We start from the raw sequence: 16840 nt of genomic DNA, 5'->3' as shown, positions 1-16840 counted from the left end.
ACATGACCCGCATGGAACCGGTAATCCCCGGCGCCGACCCGCGCCTGAACTTCGATGACCCGTTGCTGGACGGCTTGTTGATCCTCTGCAAACTCCATGGCGCGACTGTCAGCCGCGCCAGCCTCAGCGCCGGGTTGCCAATGGCGCACCAACGCCTGAGCCTGGACCTGCTGCCTCGCGCAGCGGCCCGGGCCAGTCTGCAGGCGCGGCTGCTGCGTCGCGACCTGGCGGACATTTCAGCGCTCAATCTGCCGGTGATGCTGATTCTGGCCGGAGGTCGCTGCGCAATATTGCGCCGCTGGGGTGACGACGGCCAGGCGCTGATCCTGCCCAGCGAAGCCGATGGCGGCGAACAATGGGTCAGCCGCCAGGAGCTGGCCGCCAACTACAGCGGCCAGGCCTTGTTCGCCCGACCGCGCCACGAATTGGAAGATTTGCGCGCGCCGCTGGTCCCGCGAGTCGAGGCCTGGTTTCGTGACACCTTGAAACTGTCGCGCTGGCTGTACAGCGACGCGATCCTGGCGAGCTTTCTGATCAACTTGCTGGGATTGATGGTGCCGCTGTTCGTAATGCAGACCTACGACCGCGTGGTGCCGAACCAGGCCACGTCGACATTGTGGGTGCTGGCTGTCGGGCTGCTGATTGGCACCGGCTTCGAACTGGTGTTGCGGGTCGTGCGGGCTCATCTGCTGGACAGCGCCGGCAAAAAGACCGACGTGATTCTCTCCGCCACGCTGTTCGAACGCATCACCGGCATGGCGATGAAAGCCAAGCCGGTAACCATTGGCGGCTTCGCCCAGAGCATCCATGACTTCCAGGGCCTGCGGGAATTTCTCACCGCCGTGACCCTGACCAGCCTGATCGACTTGCCCTTTGCCGTGCTGATGCTGGTGGTGATCGGCCTGCTTGGCGGCTGGCTGGTGGTGATACCCGTGGTGGCGTTCCCGATCACCGTGGTTTTCGCCATGATCATCCAGGCGCGCCTGCGCGACACCGTGCAGAAAAGCCTGGCCCTCGGCGCCCAGCGCCAGGCCTTGCTGATCGAAACCCTCGGCGGCCTGGAAACCCTCAAGGCCTGCAGCGCCGAAAGCGAACGCCAGCATCAGTGGGAAAGCACTCATGGCGCCCTCACCCGCCTCGACAGCCACGCCCGCAACCTTTCGGCGCTGGCAACCAATGGCACGCTGTTCCTGCAACAACTGGCCGGCATGGCAACCATCGTCGCCGGCGTCTACAGCATCATTGCCGGCAACCTCAGCGTCGGCGCACTGGTGGCGACCTACATGCTCGGCAGCCGGGTCCTCGCGCCGCTGGGCCAGATCGCAGGGCTGATCACTCGCTACCAGCAAGCCCAGCTCACCATGCGCAGCACCGATGCCTTGATGGCCCTGCCCCAGGAGCGCGACGCCAGCCAGCGTCCGCTGGAGCGCACCCAATTGCAGGGCGCCCTGGATGTCAGCGGCGTGACCTTCCACTACGACGGCCAGAGTACCCCGGCGTTGGCGAACGTCAGTTTCAGCCTCAAGCCTGGCGAGCGCGTCGGGATCATCGGCCGCAGCGGCTCGGGCAAAAGCACCCTGGCGCGCCTGGTGATGGGTTTTTATGCCCCGCAGGAAGGTCAGTTGCTGCTCGATGGCCTGGACCTGCGGCAACTGGACGTCGCCGACCTGCGTCAACAGATCGGCTACGTCGCCCACGACCTGCCTCTGCTGGCCGGCAGCCTGCGCGACAACCTCACCCTTGGCGCCCGCTACATCAGCGACGGCCGCATGCTGGAGGTGGCGGAACTCACCGGCGTGACCGAACTGGCGCGCCAGCACCCGCAAGGCTTCGATCGCCCGGTCGGCGAGCGCGGCCAGCTGCTGTCCGGAGGCCAGCGCCAGGCCGTGCTGCTGGCGCGGGCCCTGCTGCTCGACCCGCCGATCCTCTTGCTCGATGAACCCACCAGCGCCATGGACAACAGCAGCGAAGATACCTTGCGGCAAAAACTTCACGCCCATGTGCAGGGCAAGACCGTGCTGCTGGTCACCCACCGTACCTCGATGCTGAGCCTGGTGGATCGCCTGGTGGTGCTGGAAAACGGACGGATCGTGGCGGACGGACCGAAGGACGCGGTGATCGATGCGCTGCGCAAAGGGCGGGTGGGGTCTGCTGCAGTATAAAAGTTACCAACTATTCCTCCCCACAAAAGCAGCACTCAGTAAATCTTAATTAACCAACGGGTACTGCCCCATGCCAGCTCAAACACCTGATTCAGCCGCCCGAAGCTACTTCGGCAGTTTCAGCAAAAGCGCCGAAAGCGAGTTCATGCCGGAAACCGCCAGCGCGACATTGCAGGACTCGCCCCGGCGTTCGCGCGTGACGGTGTGGCTGGCCGCCGGGCTGATTGTCAGCGGTTTGGTCTGGGCCAAACTGGCCGTGCTGCAGGAAGTCACCACGGGCGAAGGCAAGGCGATTCCATCGAGCAAGGTCCAGGTGATCCAGAACCTGGAAGGCGGCATCGTCACCGAGATTTTCGTGCGCGAAGGCCAGATGGTGAACAAGGGCGAGACCCTGCTGCGCCTGGATGACACGCGGTTCCTCTCAAACAAGGGCGAGAGCGAGGCCGATCGTTATGCCCTCACGGCCCAGGTCGAACGCCTGTCGGCCGAGGCTGAAGGGCGACCGTTTGCGCTGTCGGCAGAGGTGACCGCCAAGGCCCCGCAAGTGGCCGAAGACGAACGTTCGTTGTATCAACAACGCCAGCGGCGCCTGGCCAGCGAGCAACGCACCCTCACCGAACAGCTGCGGCAGAAAACCCAGGAACTCGCCGAGTTTCGCTCCAAACAAGGCCAGTTCAGCTCGGCCCTGTCCTTGCTGCAGGAAGAAATGAACATGTCGGCGCCGCTGGTGCGTACCGGGGCGGTTTCACCGGTAGAAATCCTCCGGCTCAAGCGCAGCGCGGTGGAAGTGCGCGGCTCACTCAACGCCACCACCCTGGCGATCCCTCGGGCCGAGTCGGCGATCAACGAGATCAAGAGCAAGATCGACGAATCGGAGCAGTCCTTCCGCTCCGACGCGGCCAAGGAGCTCAACGAGAAACGCACTGAACTGTCGAAAATCACCGCATCGAGCATCGCCATCGATGACCGGGTGACCCGCACCACCGTGGTCTCGCCGGTGCGCGGGGTGATCAAGCAGCTCAAGGTCAATACCATCGGCGGCGTGGTCCAGCCGGGCAGCGACATGGTCGAAATCGTGCCACTGGAGGACAACCTGCTGATCGAAGCCAAGGTCCGCCCACAAGACGTGGCCTTTCTCCACCCGGGCCAGAAAGCCATGGTCAAGTTCAGCGCCTACGACTACACGATCTATGGCGGCCTGAGCGCCAAGCTCGAACTGATCGGCGCCGACACCATCACCGATGACAAGGGCAACAGCTTCTACCTGATCCAGGTGCGCACCGATAAAAACCATTTGGGCGGCGATGCCAAACCGTTGCTGATCATCCCGGGGATGGTGGCGACGGTGGACATCATCACCGGGGAGAAAAGTGTGCTGGATTACCTGCTCAAGCCGGTGTTGAAGGCGCGGACCGAGGCGATGCGTGAGCGCTGATATGTGGCGATTGTTCCGCCGCTTTCGCGAGCAGGCTCGCTCCCACAGTGGATCTTCTGCGCAGCCAGAAATTTTCTTATCCCACAGACCTGATGTGGGAGCGAGCCTGCTCGCGAAGAGGCCAGCACCAACACCTACTTCCCGGAATGATTACGCCTGAAGGTTTCCTCCCCCATCGCCGCGATCTGCCCCTCGATCAGCGCCTCGAACGGCCTCAGCAACGGCTCGAAACTTGTCGGTGCTTCGAGGGTTTGCAGTGCCTGGACAATCGCCTCCACCGTCGACAACGCGCCCGGCCCGGGCGCCTTGCGCAAGCGGTAACGGGACACGCCGCCGTTGGCCAGGGTGACCCTCGGCAGCGCCGCCAGCAACGGGTTCAGGTGCAGCAGCTTGCGCGCCTTGCGCCAGGTGCCGTCGGGGACGACCAATAACAACGGGTCATTGCTGGGACCGTAGGCTTGCATCGGCTGCGCATCGTCGGCGGGAAACAACAACCGCGCCTGATAACCCGGTTGATCGAGCAACCTGGGCAAATCGTCGAACACCTCGCCGACGATCAATTCGGCGTTGTTCAGGCCCAATGCCGCCAACCGCGCCGTGTTCAAGGCATGGTTCACCTCGCTGGGATGCTGCAACAGCAGAACACGGGTGCGGCTGTCGAGACTGGGGATCAACGGGCACAGGCAATGGCTTTGCGGACGGTGGCAACGCGGGCATTGAATTCTGGACATGGTCAGGCCTGGTTCAGTTGAGCTTTGAGCAGATCACGGAAGGTCTGGATCAGCGGCTCGCGGCTGCGGCCACGGCGCACGATCATCGAAAACGGCGCCTGATAGCCAAAGGTTGCCGGCAGCAGCACGCGCAGATCGCCCTTGTCGACCCAGGCCTGGGCGTAGTGCTCGGGCAGATAACCAATGTAGGCACCGGACAGCACCAGAATCAGTTGCGCTTCCATACTTTCTACCGTCGCCGCGCTGTGCTTGAAGCCGTGGCGCGCCAGTTCGGCCTGGCTCCAGTAACCGCGCCCGACCATACGCTGCTGGGTAATGAGTTGCTCAGGGATGCGCCGTTCGTTGAATAACGGATGCCGGTTGCTGCAATACAACCAGTGCTGTTCGCGGTACAGCGGCATATAGACCAGCCCGCTCATACGCGTGGAAAACGCGCCGATGGCCAGGTCCAGGCGATTGTCCTGCACGCCGAGTTGCAACTCGTAGGGGCTCATGACCGACAGGTGCAAATGCACCGCCGGGTGCTCCTGGCTGTAGGCGCCGATGGCTTCGGCGAACGGCAACGCCTTGTCGCTGACCGTCGAATCGATCACGCCCAGGTTCAGCGTACCGCGCAACTCACCCTTGAGCGCCGCGGCGTATTGCTCGAAACCTTCGAGCTCGCCCAACAGGCGCAGGGTCTCCTGATGGAACAGCTCGCCTTTGCTGGTCAGGCTGAACCCGCCCCGCCCACGATGACAGAGCACCAGGCCCAGGGCCGATTCGAGTTGGCTCATATAGGTGCTGATCGCCGACGTGGAAAGGTTGAGCTCGTGCTGGGCATTGGCAAACCCTTGGTGACGGACCACGCTGACGAAAATGCGCAGCAGTTTCAGGTCGGGTAGAGCGTTGGCCATGGGGACTCCAAATACAAACAGGACACTGCAAACCTGTGGCGAGGGGATTTAGCGAAACGTCGCACCGCCCCGCTGGGCTGCGCAGTCCCAAGACAGCCAACTCAAACAGCCTGACACACCGAGGTGCCTGGGTTTAGGGCCGCTTCGCGCCCCAGCGGGGATAAATCCCCTCGCCACGGGATGGAGTAGGCGTCGCAGCGGAGTCTATCGCCCCGTCTCGCATTAGTTTAGAAAAATCTGAACTAAGTATTTGCCGTCAGCGATTCTTCACGGCGAAGGCTTTTCGCAGAATCGGCCCCTGATAAATAAAACAAACGATGAGGCCCTACCCGTGGACAAGATTCTTCACCAACCACTGGGCGGCAACGAAATGCCGCGCTTCGGCGGCATCGCCACCATGATGCGCCTGCCCCATTTGCCCACCGCCGCCGGCCTGGACGCTGCCTTTGTTGGCGTGCCACTGGACATCGGCACCTCCCTGCGCGCCGGTACCCGCTTCGGGCCCCGCGAGATCCGCGCCGAATCCGTGATGATCCGTCCCTACAACATGGCCACCGGTGCCGCGCCGTTCGACTCGCTGTCGGTGGCGGACATTGGCGACGTGGCAATCAATACCTTCAACCTGCTGGACGCGGTGCGGATCATCGAAGAGTCGTACCACAAGATCCTCGAACACAACGTCATCCCCCTGACGCTCGGCGGCGACCACACCATCACCCTGCCGATCCTGCGGGCGATCCACAAGAAACACGGCAAGGTCGGCCTCGTGCACATCGACGCCCACGCCGATGTGAACGATCACATGTTCGGCGAAAAAATCGCCCACGGCACCACCTTCCGCCGCGCCGTGGAAGAAGGCCTGCTCGACTGCGATCGCGTGGTGCAGATCGGCCTGCGCGCCCAGGGTTATACCGCCGAGGATTTCAACTGGAGCCGTAACCAGGGCTTCCGTGTGGTCCAGGCCGAAGAATGCTGGCACAAGTCTCTGGCCCCATTGATGGCCGAAGTGCGCGAGAAAGTCGGTGGCGGCCCGGTGTACCTGAGCTTCGACATCGACGGCATCGATCCGGCCTGGGCGCCAGGCACCGGCACCCCGGAAATCGGCGGCCTGACCACCATCCAGGCGATCGAGATCGTCCGTGGCTGCCAGGGCCTCGACCTGGTCGGTTGCGATCTGGTAGAAGTTTCGCCGCCGTACGACACCACCGGCAACACCTCGCTGCTGGGCGCCAACCTGCTGTACGAGATGCTCTGCGTACTGCCCGGCGTGGTCCATCGCTGAGGCGCCGCCATGAGCCATCGAGATCAGGTTCTCAAGGCCGCCGCCGAACTGGTATCGGCCTTCGCCCGCAATGACCGCGAGGCTTACTTCGGCGCATTCAGCGCCGATGCGAGCTTCGTGTTCTACACCCTCGAACAGCCGCTGCTGTCACGCGAGGCCTACCAGGCCATGTGGGACCGCTGGCGCGCCGAGGATGGCTTCGAGGTGCTGCGTTGCACCTCGAACAACGCCTTCGTCAGCCTGCAAGGGGACGTGGCGATTTTCATCCATGACGTGGCCACCGAGCTGCGCATGCAAGGGGAGCTGCACTTTAGCCAGGAGCGCGAAACCATCGTGTTTCGCCAAGAACAACAAGGCCTATGGCTGGCCTGTCATGAACATTTGTCCGCAATGCCGGAAGGGCTGCCACCCCCTTAGCCAAACAGGCGACGTTCACATCCGATGAACGCGCCTCGATGATCGGAGCAGATCATGAATAACAATAACGATAAAAGCCTTACGCAATTTGAAACCAATGGGGTCGAACAGATCCCCGACCACCAACGAACCGCCGGCCCGGGGGATCTGTTTCGACTGATCTTCGGCGGCGCCAACACCTTTGCCACCGCGGTGCTCGGCAGCTTTCCGGTGCTGTTCGGGCTGTCATTCCAGGCCGGAGTCTGGGCCATCGTGCTGGGGGTACTGGTCGGTTCGATCATCCTCGCGCCGATGGGCCTGTTCGGCCCGCTCAACGGCACCAACAACGCCGTGTCCTCGGGTGCGCATTTTGGCGTCCATGGGCGAATCGTCGGCTCGTTCCTCTCGCTGCTGACCGCCATCGCGTTCTTCTCGCTGTCGGTGTGGAGCTCGGGCGACGCGCTGATCGGCGGCGCCAAGCGACTGGTCGGCGTACCGGAAACCGACCTGAGCCTGGGCCTGGCCTACGGCCTGTTTGCCCTGCTGGTATTGACGGTGTGCATCTACGGCTTTCGTTTCATGCTGTGGGTCAACCGCATCGCCGTGTGGGCCGCCAGCCTGTTGTTCCTGCTGGGCATCTTCGCCTTCGCGCCGAGCTTCGACAGCCAGTTCGCCGGCACGGTCAGCCTCGGCCAGCCGGGCTTCTACGCCGCCTTCATCGGCGCGGCGCTGGTGGCCATGAGCAACCCGATTTCCTTCGGCGCGTTCCTCGGCGACTGGTCGCGCTACATCCCGCGCAACACGCCCAAGCCACGCATCATGCTGGCGGTCATCGCCGCTCAGTTGGCCACGCTGATACCGTTTCTGTTCGGCCTTGCCACCGCCACCATCGTCGCGATCAAGGCGCCGGACTACATCGCCGCGAGCAACTACGTGGGCGGCCTGCTGGCGGTCTCGCCGGGCTGGTTCTTCCTGCCGGTGTGCCTGATCGCGGTGATCGGCGGCATGTCCACCGGCACCACCTCGCTGTATGGCACCGGGCTGGACATGTCCAGCGTGTTCCCACGGCTGCTGTCGCGGGTCAAGGCGACGCTGCTGATCGGCGTGCTGTCGATTGCGTTCATCTTCATCGGGCGCTTCGCCGCGAACCTGGTACAGAGCGTCTCGACCTTCGCCGTGCTGATCATCACCTGCACCACGCCGTGGATGGTGATCATGATCATCGGCCTGCTGGTGCGCCGCGGCTTCTACTGCCCGGACGACCTGCAAGTCTTCACCCGTGGCGAAACCGGCGGGCGCTACTGGTTCAGCCATGGCTGGAACTGGCGCGGCCTGGGGGCGTGGATTCCCAGCGCACTGGTGGGGCTGTGCTTCGTCAACCTGCCGGGGCAATTCGTCGGGCCGTTGGGAGAGCTGGCCGGTGGCATCGACGTCAGTCTGCCGGTGACCCTGGGGCTGGCCTCGGTGGTGTACCTGCTGTTGCTCGGGCTGTTTCCGGAACCGGCGGCGGTGTATGGGCCGCAGGTATGGCGAGGGGATTCATCCCCGCTGGAGCGCGAAGCGGTCCCAAACCCTGACATCTCGGTGTGCCAGACAGATTGAGTTGCCTGTGTTGGGGCTGCTTCGCAGCCCAGCGGGGATAAATCCCCTCGCCACAAACTGCAACCCACCCGACTTCCGATAAAAATAGAACCGGAGACACGCCATCATGGCCTTGGATTTAATCGTCGTTCTCATCTACGCCACCGGCATGATCGCCCTGGGCTGGTACGGCATGCGCCGCGCCAAGACCCGCGACGACTACCTCGTCGCCGGGCGCAACCTCGGTCCGGGTTTTTACCTGGGCACCATGGCCGCCACCGTGCTGGGTGGCGCGTCGACCATCGGCACTGTGCGTCTGGGTTATGTCCACGGCATTTCCGGCTTCTGGTTGTGCGGCGCCATCGGCCTGGGCATCGTCGGGCTGAGCCTGTTCCTCGCCAAGCCGTTGCTCAAGCTGAGGATCTACACCGTGACCCAAGTGCTGGAGCGCCGCTACAACCCGGCCGCGCGCCATGCCAGCGCGGTGATCATGCTGGTCTATGCGCTGATGATCGGCGCCACCTCGACCATCGCCATCGGCACGGTCATGCAGGTGCTGTTCGGCCTGCCCTTCTGGGTTTCGATCCTGGTGGGCGGCGGCGTGGTGGTTCTTTATTCCACAATCGGCGGCATGTGGTCGCTGACCCTGACCGACATCGTCCAGTTCCTGATCATGACCATCGGCCTGGTGTTTCTGCTGATGCCAATGTCCATCAGTGACGCTGGTGGCTGGGACGCGATGGTAGCGGCTTTGCCGGCGCGTTATTTCGATTTCACCGCCATCGGCTGGGACACTATCCTCACCTACTTCCTGATCTACTTCTTCGGCATCTTCATCGGCCAGGACATCTGGCAACGGGTGTTCACCGCCCGCAGCGAAGGCGTGGCGAAAGTCGCCGGCACCGCGGCAGGTCTGTATTGTGTGCTCTACGGCCTTGCCGGTGCGCTGATCGGCATGGCCGCCAAAGTCTTGCTGCCGGACCTGGAAAACGTCAACAACGCCTTCGCCAGTGTGGTGCAAACCAGCCTGCCGAACGGCATTCGTGGCCTGGTGATCGCAGCCGCGTTGGCGGCATTGATGTCCACCGCCGCAGCAGGCCTGCTTGCGGCATCCACCACGGTGGTCCAGGACTTGCTGCCCCGCTTGCGCCAGGGCCGTGAAAGCGGCGACGGCGACGTTCACGAAAACCGTATCGCGACCCTGCTGCTGGGCGCGGTGGTATTGGCTATCGCCTTGGTCGTCAGCGACGTGATCAGCGCCCTGACATTGGCCTACAACCTGCTGGTCGGCGGCATGCTGATCCCGCTGATCGGGGCGATCTACTGGAAACGCGCAACCACCGCCGGCGCGATCACCAGCATGTCGCTGGGTTTCGTCACCGCGCTGTTCTTCATGTTCAAGGACGGCCTGGATGCGAACACGCCGATCTACTACAGCCTGAGCGTGGCGTTGGTGAGCTTCGTGGTGGTGAGCCTGCTGTCGCCACGGTCGGAAGTGGTGGCCAAGGCGGTTTGATCGGTAATTGCTGGCGATGAAATCACTGTGGGAGCGAGCTTGCTCGCGATGACGGCGGTACGCTCAACATGGATTCATGCTGATCCACCGCTATCGCGAGCAAGCTCGCTCCCACAGGGGCCTAGGCCATAAATAAAAAGATCGCAGTCTCGGGCCGTTTCAATTGAAACGGCCCGAGACTGCGATCTCTCCAAAAAAGTGGGTTTACCGGCGGCGCGGCTGGCGGCGGCGTTGCTCGTCGTCGGTGCGGATCGGGATCGGCTGCATGGGCGGTTCGATCAAGCCGAGCGCGACACCCAAGTCGTGAAGCCAGTTCTGGATTTTCTCTTTCATCGTGGTGCCCCCTCAGGGTGGTGCGAGCGGCAGATTTCTGTGGCCCCTTCGCACTGATAATAGTCCGAAGTCCTACGCAATGCTCGTTACAGATTGCAATGATCTGTTACTGAATTGATCCAAATCCCACGCCGGGAGTTCAAGCCGATTGCGCCGTGATCATTGGCGCACGCGGCCACGCTTGTTGCTGCAACTCGATCCAGGCATTCAGGTTGGCGCCGACCATGCCTTTGCGCCACATCAACCAGGTCGTCGCGCTGGCAAACGGCTCGGACAACGCATGCACATTTACCCGTTCCCGCCCCGGCAGGCTGGCGAGCATCGACTCGGACATCAGCGCCACTCCGGAGCCGGCAATCACACAGGCCAGCATCCCCTGGTACGACTCGATTTCCATCGCCCGGCCCATGGTCGCATGATCATGGGCGAACCAGGCTTCCAAGCGCATCCGGTAGGAACAGCCGCGCCGGAAGGTGAACACCGCACGGCTTTGCACGTCCAGCGCGCTGCGCACCGGCGGGTGGTCGGCCTCGGTGATGAGCACCAGCCGCTCGTCGCACAACGGCACGCCATCCAGCCCGGCCAACTCCAGCGGACCGTCCACCAGCGCCGCATCGAGGCGATTGGTGAGCAGGCCTTCAAGCAATTCTCCACTCGGCCCCGATTGCACTTGCAGGTTCACCGCCGGGTAGGCCCGGTGGTAAGCCGCCAGCAAGTCCGGCAAGTGGGTCGCCGCTGTGCTGTACATCGTGCCCAACACAAAATCTCCAGCCGGCTGGCCGCCCTGCACCGCCGCATGGGCTTCGTCATGCAGGGCGAACAGCTTGGTCGCGTAGTCCAACAGGACTTTTCCCGCAGGCGACAACTGTAAACGCTGACGCTCGCGCAGAAAAAGGTCCACGCCCAGCTGCTCTTCGAGCTGCTTGAGCCGGGTCGAGAGGTTCGAGGGCACCCGGTGCAAGCGCTCGGCCGCCCGGGTGATGGAACCTTCCTCGGCCACGGCCTGGAAAATCCGTAACTGGCTGAACTCCACGACATTCTCCAAAAAAGAACAAGTTACTCACTATTATTCATTTTTAATGAAAGTCAATCGGTTCTAGCCTGACGGTCAATCACCTCGACGCCGGAGATCGACCATGTCGCCCTTGACTCGCCTGCTCGCCAGCTTCATTGCCTTGATGATGGCCATGGGCATCGGCCGCTTCGCCCTTACACCGCAGTTACCTCATTTGATCGGCGAAGGTCAGGTCGACTTGACCGCCGCCGGTCTGATTGCCGCCGCCAACTATCTGGGTTACTTCCTAGGCGCTCTGGACGCCATGTTCGCCCGTCGCGCCGAACAGGTGCAGCGACGGCTGTTGGGCGGCCTGTGGTTATGCGTGCTGCTGACGCTGGCGTCGTTCTGGGCCTGGGGCTTCTGGCCGCACCTGGCGCTGCGCTTCGGCACCGGCGTGGCGAGCGCCTGGGTGATGGTGATGATCACCGCGTTGAGCCAACCCCTGGCGGCGGCAGCGGGACGGCCTCGGCTGGGCGCGTTGGTATTTGCCGGGCCGGGCATGGGGATTTTTCTTACCGGCTTGCTGGCCCTTGGCTCGAACCTGTTGGGCCAGACATCCGCCACCTTGTGGCTGGTGTACGCTGGCGCGGCGCTGCTGATGCTGCTGGTCATCCTGCCGGCCCTGCCGAAACCCGCGCCGGCGGCCACCCTCGCAGCGCCAGTCGTCGCTTCCGGCAGCAGCGGCATCGCCCGTCTTTGCGTGGTCTACGCCTTGTATGGCGTGGGCTACATCATTCCAGCGACGTTTCTGTCGCAGATGGCTTCGGCGCAATTTCACGGGCAATGGCAGGCCGACCTGTTCTGGCCCTGCTTCGGCCTGGCCGCCGCCACCGGTGTGCTGCTGGTGAGCCTGCGCCGGCCGAACCCGAACACCACCAGTCGCTGGCTGATGGCGACGTTGTGGCTGCAAGCCGCTGGCGTGTTTGCCTGCCTGCTGGGCAGCGGCACGGGCCTGGCCCTGGGCGTGTTTCTCTGTGGCGCGCCGTTTCTCGCCTGCATGCAACTGATGGTGATGCGTGCCCGAGAACTGGCCCCCCACGCGACCCAGCGCAACGTCGGCCTGCTGACCGCGTGTTTTGCCATCGGCCAGCTCAGCGGCCCCCTGCTGGCGGCGCTGAGCAGCCATTTCAGTGGCGGCCTGCAACCGGCACTGATTGTCGCCGGCAGCGGACTGTTGTTGGCCGGCGGACTGTTGCTGCGGCCCGCCAGACGTGGCGCGGCGAGCCCCTGCGCGCAGACCGCCCTGCGCTGATCAGGCCTGGCCAGCCGGGTTGAGCGAGGTATTCAGTTGTAGGGCTGGCTCACGCCGCGCCAAGGCGAAATACAGCACCCCGCCGAGGAAACACCCGGTGAACCAGGCAAAGTTGGCCATCGATTGCAGCAGCGGTGTGAAGGTGATTGCTACGCCCATCAGCGTCGCCGGAATCAACGCCTTGACCGCCGTCCAGTTGATGCCGCCGCTGTAGTAATAACGCCCGCTCGGCCCATCATTGAACAGCGCGTCGACGTCGATCTGCTGCTTTTTGATCAGGTAGTAATCCACCAGCAAGATGCCGAACAACGGGCCGATAAACGCCGCCAAGACGTCCAGGGTGTAGTGGATTACTTCAGGATTGTTGAACAGGTTCCACGGCGTGATGAAAATCGAGGCCACCGCCGCGATCATGCCGCCGGCGCGCCAACTGATCTTGCTCGGTGCCACGTTGGCGAAGTCGAAGGCCGGGGACACGAAGTTGGCGACAATATTGATGCCGATGGTCGCGGTCACGAAGGCAAAAGCCCCCAGCAACACCGCTACGTCGTTGTCGATGCGCGCCACGGTGGCGATCGGGTCATGGAGCATTTCGCCGAATACTGGCAACGTCCCGGACACAATCACCACGGTGACCAGCGAGAAGGCCAGGAAATTTACCGGCAGCCCCCAGAAATTGCCCCGACGCACGTCAGACATGCTCCGGCAGTACCGGCTGAAATCACCGAAATTCAGGGTCGGGCCGGAAAAATACGAGACCACCAGGGCTGTTGCCACGATCACTTGGCCGAACGCCTGCCAGCCAGACAGGGATTTCTCCGCCAGGGTAAAGCTGATGTTGCTCCAGCCGGCCTTCCAGACGATCCAGCCGGCCAACAGGAACATCACCGCATACACCACCGGCCCGGCCCAGTCGATAAAACGCCGGATCGACTCCATGCCCGTCCAGAACACCAGCGCCTGGACAAACCACAACCCGAGGAAACCGAACCAGCCCAGGTAGGACAAACCGGCAAAATGCGGCGTTGCGTAGGCTTCCATCGACGGAAAGAACCGCAGCACCACAATGATCAGTGCGCTGGACGCCAGATAGGTCTGGATGCCATACCAGGCCACGGCGATCAGGCCGCGGATCACCGCCGGAATATTCGCCCCAAACACGCCGAACGCCAGCCGGCATATCACCGGATAAGGCACCGCCGCCTGTTGGCTCGGCTTGGCGACCAGGTTGGCGATCAACTGCACAATGCAAATCCCGCCGAGCAGCGCAATGAGTACCTGCCAACTCGCCAGGCCCAGAGCGAACAGGCTGGCGGCAAACACATAGCCGCCGACGCTGTGCACATCACTCATCCAGAACGCGAAGATGTTGTACCAATTCCATTTCTGCGGCAGCGGCCCCAGGTCTTCGTTATAGAGACGGGGGCTGTAGCCGTTGGGCAATTGCTCGGACATTGCGGGGCTCCTTTTGAGTACCGCCGTGCCCCCGAGTTGATTGTCCACCATACTGCGCACGGGAGCCGGCATGGTTTGTATACGGGTTGCTACGCAGAATGCGTGCCACAGGCGCAAGATCCGAGACAAACCGTGGTTTACAGGGCAGGCGAAGGCCGAGCGAGCACAGGCATACGCCCACGAACGGGGCGCGGGTGCATGCTTAGGGTGCATTTTTTTGTATACAGATAGCAGGCAAGCACTGCTTTTGTGGTGAGGGGATTTATCCCCGCTGGGTTGCGAAGCAACCCCAAGACAATCGACTCAATCTTTCTGGCAGATCACGGTGAGAGGAGTTAGGGGCACTTCGTGCCCCAGCGGGGATAAATCCCCTCGCCACAGGGTAATACCCTGCCAAGGTTCCATCGCTTTAAGTGCGATCAGCTCAACTCAATACGATCCGCATGAATGACGATCTGCCCATTCTTGTACAGCGCGCCAATGGCCTTCTTGAAGTTGCCCTTGCTCACGCCAAACAGGCTGCTGATCAGCGCCGGGTCGCTCTTGTCGCTGACCGGCAGCGTGCCGTTGTTGTCGCGCAACTTGGAGAGGATCTTCGCATTGAGGCTGGTCGCCGCTTCCTGGCCGACTGGCTGCAAGCTCAGGCTGATCTTGCCGTCCGGGCGGATTTCCTTGATGAACCCCTTCTCCTGCATGCCGGCGCGCATGAACTTGAAGATTTCGTTCTTGTGGATCAAGCCCCAATGCTTGTTGTTGATGATTGCCTTGAAACCCATGTCAGTGGCTTCGGCAACCAGCAGATCGACTTCCTGCCCTGGCGTGTAGTTGGCCGGGGTCTTGTCCAGATAACGGTCCAGGCGCGCCGTTGCGGTGATGCGGCGGGTGTGTTTGTCGAGGTAGACGTGTACCACGCAGTATTCGCCGGCGGTCATCTGGCGTTTTTCTTCGGAGTACGGCAGCAGCAGATCCTTGGGCAGGCCCCAATCCAGGAACACGCCGATGCTGTTGACCTCAACCACTTTCAGGCTGGCGAACTCGCCCACCTGGACTTTCGGTTTTTCCGTGGTAGCGATCAGTTTGTCGTCGCTGTCCAGATAAATGAAAACATTGAGCCAGTCTTCATCTTCACTCGGAATATCCTTGGGGATATATCGGTTAGGCAGCAGGATTTCGCCGTCCGCACCGCCGTCCAGATATAAACCGAAGTTGGTGTGCTTAACCACTTGCAAACTGTTGTAACGCCCGACTAAAGCCATTTCCAGATACCCTCATTACGTGGGCGGCATTCTACCCGGTTTTGCCGCGTGATTCGTGGTCGCCGGTGCAGCCATTGATTTTCCTGGGTTTTCAGTGAGGGAGCGGCCATTCGTCAGACGCCGGCTAGGGCGAATCGCCCCATTTCGAGCCCGAACCACGTCTAAGGTTGTTATTTAAAACAGTGGCTTAGGGCGATAAACGTACATAAATCGGTAATATTTCCGGCCTCGCTGCGCTATATTCCGGAGGGATATTTACCAAGCAATTGTCAAGTATTTCCTGTACGATGCCTGGCCCAATTAATTATCCATAGGTTAATGGCCGTCATGCGCGTAAAAGCATCCAACAGCAAAGCAAAGCCAGCTCCAGCCGTTGAAACCAGCGAGTCGATCAACGACCAGATCGCTGCGTTCCTCAAGTCCGGCGGTGAAATCCAGCAGATTGCCAAAGGTGTCAGCGGCCAGACCTTCGGTCCGTCCAAGCAGATCAGCCTGGGCAAGAAGTAATCCCCGTTTCACCTGGTCCCAAAGCGCTTTGAATCTCGAAGCGCTTGGACTGGAACCTCCCCCGCTTGACCCCCTTCACGCATAAATCGACGAACGGCCATCGCTGCCGGGTATTCGCCGGTATGCTTGCACCTCTCTAGCTCAAGCGTTTCAGCTTGGTTACGATTCCCTGCTCCTCGCTATTCATGGAGTGAAGCATGCGCATTCCTGTTGTCTTGCTGACGTTCAGCCTGCTCGCTTGCCCCGCATCTTATGGGCAGGTGTTCCAGCGCGAGCTCGGCGACTTCGATCTCAAACTCGGCACCACACCCAGCCGCAGCATGGCCCAAGGCCTGGTCACGCCGTCGAGCACCGGCTCGTTCCACGGTGGCCTGGACCTGAGTCATGACAGCGGTTGGTACGTCGGCCAGTGGTCACCCAGCGCCGGCGTATCCGCCGACCTTGAGATCGATTCCTACATGGGTTTCAAACAACCCTTCGACCAGACCCTGGGCTACGAAGTCGGCTTGATCCACTACAGCTACCCTACCGTCGATACTCTCGACAGCCAGGAATTCTACGGCGGCCTGACCCTGCTCGGCAGCCGCTTCGGCGCCGCCTTGAGCAACGATCCGGACAAACAGAACAGCACCCTGTTCGCCGACCTGGGCGGCAACGTGCCGTTCGGCATTGGCATCAGCGCCAAATACACCACCCACCAGCTCAATTCGCCTGTTTCCGTGGATAACGGCTACGTCAGCAGCTTCAGCGACTGGTCACTGAAAATCTCCCGCCCATGGAAAGGCATCGACCTGGACCTGATCTACAGCGACTCAAGCCTCAGCGGCAGCAGTTGCTCCGCCTACTCTGGCCACAACAGCGAATGCGACAGCTTGCTGACCCTCAAGATGGCCCATCCTTTTTACTAAGCGTTACTTATTAATCGGCTGAACTGCCGCGCGCCTGCCATGCTCAAACAAAGCACCTCCGCCTTCGCAAGGA

At 61.9% G+C, this 16840-nt stretch carries 15 protein-coding genes; 9 read left to right on the top strand and 6 right to left on the bottom strand.

The genetic code is table 11. From position 1 onward, the window contains the following. Positions 1–2: 2 nt before the first annotated feature. Together J3P84_RS07940 and J3P84_RS07935 are read left to right on the top strand one after the other, a co-directional pair. Positions 3–2162, top strand: a complete 2160-nt coding sequence (locus tag J3P84_RS07940) for a type I secretion system permease/ATPase (RefSeq protein ID WP_434629150.1) — start codon at positions 3–5, stop codon at positions 2160–2162. Positions 2163–2232: 70 nt separating this feature from the next. Beyond that, on the top strand, positions 2233–3597 hold the full coding sequence (locus tag J3P84_RS07935; RefSeq protein WP_434629148.1) for an HlyD family type I secretion periplasmic adaptor subunit: 1365 nt from the start codon (positions 2233–2235) through the stop codon (positions 3595–3597). A 134-nt stretch (positions 3598–3731) separates the two neighbouring features. Here J3P84_RS07935 and J3P84_RS07930 read toward each other — a convergent pair whose 3' ends face one another. Beyond that, positions 3732–4328, bottom strand: a complete 597-nt coding sequence (locus J3P84_RS07930) for a tRNA-uridine aminocarboxypropyltransferase (protein ID WP_434629146.1) — start codon at positions 4326–4328, stop codon at positions 3732–3734. 2 nt (positions 4329–4330) lie between these two features. Further along, positions 4331–5224, bottom strand: a complete 894-nt coding sequence (locus J3P84_RS07925) for a LysR family transcriptional regulator (RefSeq protein WP_434572557.1) — start codon at positions 5222–5224, stop codon at positions 4331–4333. Between the two features lie 331 nt (positions 5225–5555). On the opposite strand from J3P84_RS07925, the gene speB reads away from it, so the two are divergent. From speB to J3P84_RS07905, 4 genes are all read left to right on the top strand, one after another. Then, positions 5556–6506 carry an agmatinase gene (gene speB, locus J3P84_RS07920; protein WP_045155351.1) on the top strand — a complete coding sequence of 317 codons (951 nt, stop codon included), beginning with the start codon at positions 5556–5558 and terminating at the stop codon, positions 6504–6506. Positions 6507–6515: 9 nt separating this feature from the next. After that, positions 6516–6923 (top strand): YybH family protein, encoded by a 408-nt coding sequence (locus J3P84_RS07915; protein WP_434629144.1) that lies wholly within the window; start codon positions 6516–6518, stop codon positions 6921–6923. A gap of 51 nt (positions 6924–6974) precedes the next feature. Next, the gene (locus J3P84_RS07910; RefSeq protein ID WP_434631201.1) at positions 6975–8504 is read left to right on the top strand and encodes a purine-cytosine permease family protein; all 1530 of its coding nucleotides are present in this window, start codon (positions 6975–6977) and stop codon (positions 8502–8504) included. Between the two features lie 106 nt (positions 8505–8610). Next, the gene (locus tag J3P84_RS07905) at positions 8611–9999 is read left to right on the top strand and encodes a sodium:solute symporter (protein WP_434601499.1); all 1389 of its coding nucleotides are present in this window, start codon (positions 8611–8613) and stop codon (positions 9997–9999) included. Positions 10000–10203: 204 nt separating this feature from the next. On the opposite strand, the gene J3P84_RS07900 is transcribed toward J3P84_RS07905, so the two are convergent. Both J3P84_RS07900 and ptrR read right to left on the bottom strand, forming a co-directional pair. After that, entirely contained in the window at positions 10204–10332 is a 129-nt protein-coding gene (locus tag J3P84_RS07900; RefSeq protein ID WP_256222727.1) for a PA1414 family protein, read from the bottom strand. A 139-nt stretch (positions 10333–10471) separates the two neighbouring features. After that, on the bottom strand, positions 10472–11365 hold the full coding sequence (gene ptrR, locus J3P84_RS07895; RefSeq protein ID WP_434629142.1) for a putrescine utilization regulator PtrR: 894 nt from the start codon (positions 11363–11365) through the stop codon (positions 10472–10474). A gap of 103 nt (positions 11366–11468) precedes the next feature. On the opposite strand from ptrR, the gene J3P84_RS07890 reads away from it, so the two are divergent. Continuing rightward, positions 11469–12641 carry a YbfB/YjiJ family MFS transporter gene (locus tag J3P84_RS07890; RefSeq protein ID WP_434629140.1) on the top strand — a complete coding sequence of 391 codons (1173 nt, stop codon included), beginning with the start codon at positions 11469–11471 and terminating at the stop codon, positions 12639–12641. Here J3P84_RS07890 and J3P84_RS07885 read toward each other — a convergent pair whose 3' ends face one another. Together J3P84_RS07885 and J3P84_RS07880 are read right to left on the bottom strand one after the other, a co-directional pair. Continuing rightward, complete coding sequence (locus J3P84_RS07885; RefSeq protein WP_434629138.1) at positions 12642–14096, bottom strand: NCS1 family nucleobase:cation symporter-1; 1455 nt, start codon at positions 14094–14096, stop codon at positions 12642–12644. Between the two features lie 419 nt (positions 14097–14515). Beyond that, on the bottom strand, positions 14516–15352 hold the full coding sequence (locus tag J3P84_RS07880; RefSeq protein WP_434629136.1) for a CvfB family protein: 837 nt from the start codon (positions 15350–15352) through the stop codon (positions 14516–14518). 318 nt (positions 15353–15670) lie between these two features. On the opposite strand from J3P84_RS07880, the gene J3P84_RS07875 reads away from it, so the two are divergent. Both J3P84_RS07875 and J3P84_RS07870 read left to right on the top strand, forming a co-directional pair. Beyond that, positions 15671–15859: a hypothetical protein gene (locus J3P84_RS07875; protein WP_018607615.1), complete on the top strand. Its 189-nt coding sequence runs from the start codon at positions 15671–15673 to the stop codon at positions 15857–15859. Between the two features lie 197 nt (positions 15860–16056). Further along, positions 16057–16767, top strand: coding sequence for a TorF family putative porin (locus tag J3P84_RS07870; RefSeq protein WP_434572544.1), 711 nt, complete (start codon positions 16057–16059; stop codon positions 16765–16767). Positions 16768–16840 lie beyond the last annotated feature (73 nt).

Source organism: Pseudomonas sp. Z1-29 (assembly GCF_051131995.1).
Lineage (GTDB): Bacteria > Pseudomonadota > Gammaproteobacteria > Pseudomonadales > Pseudomonadaceae > Aquipseudomonas.
This window is presented reverse-complemented; position numbering and strand designations above follow the sequence as displayed.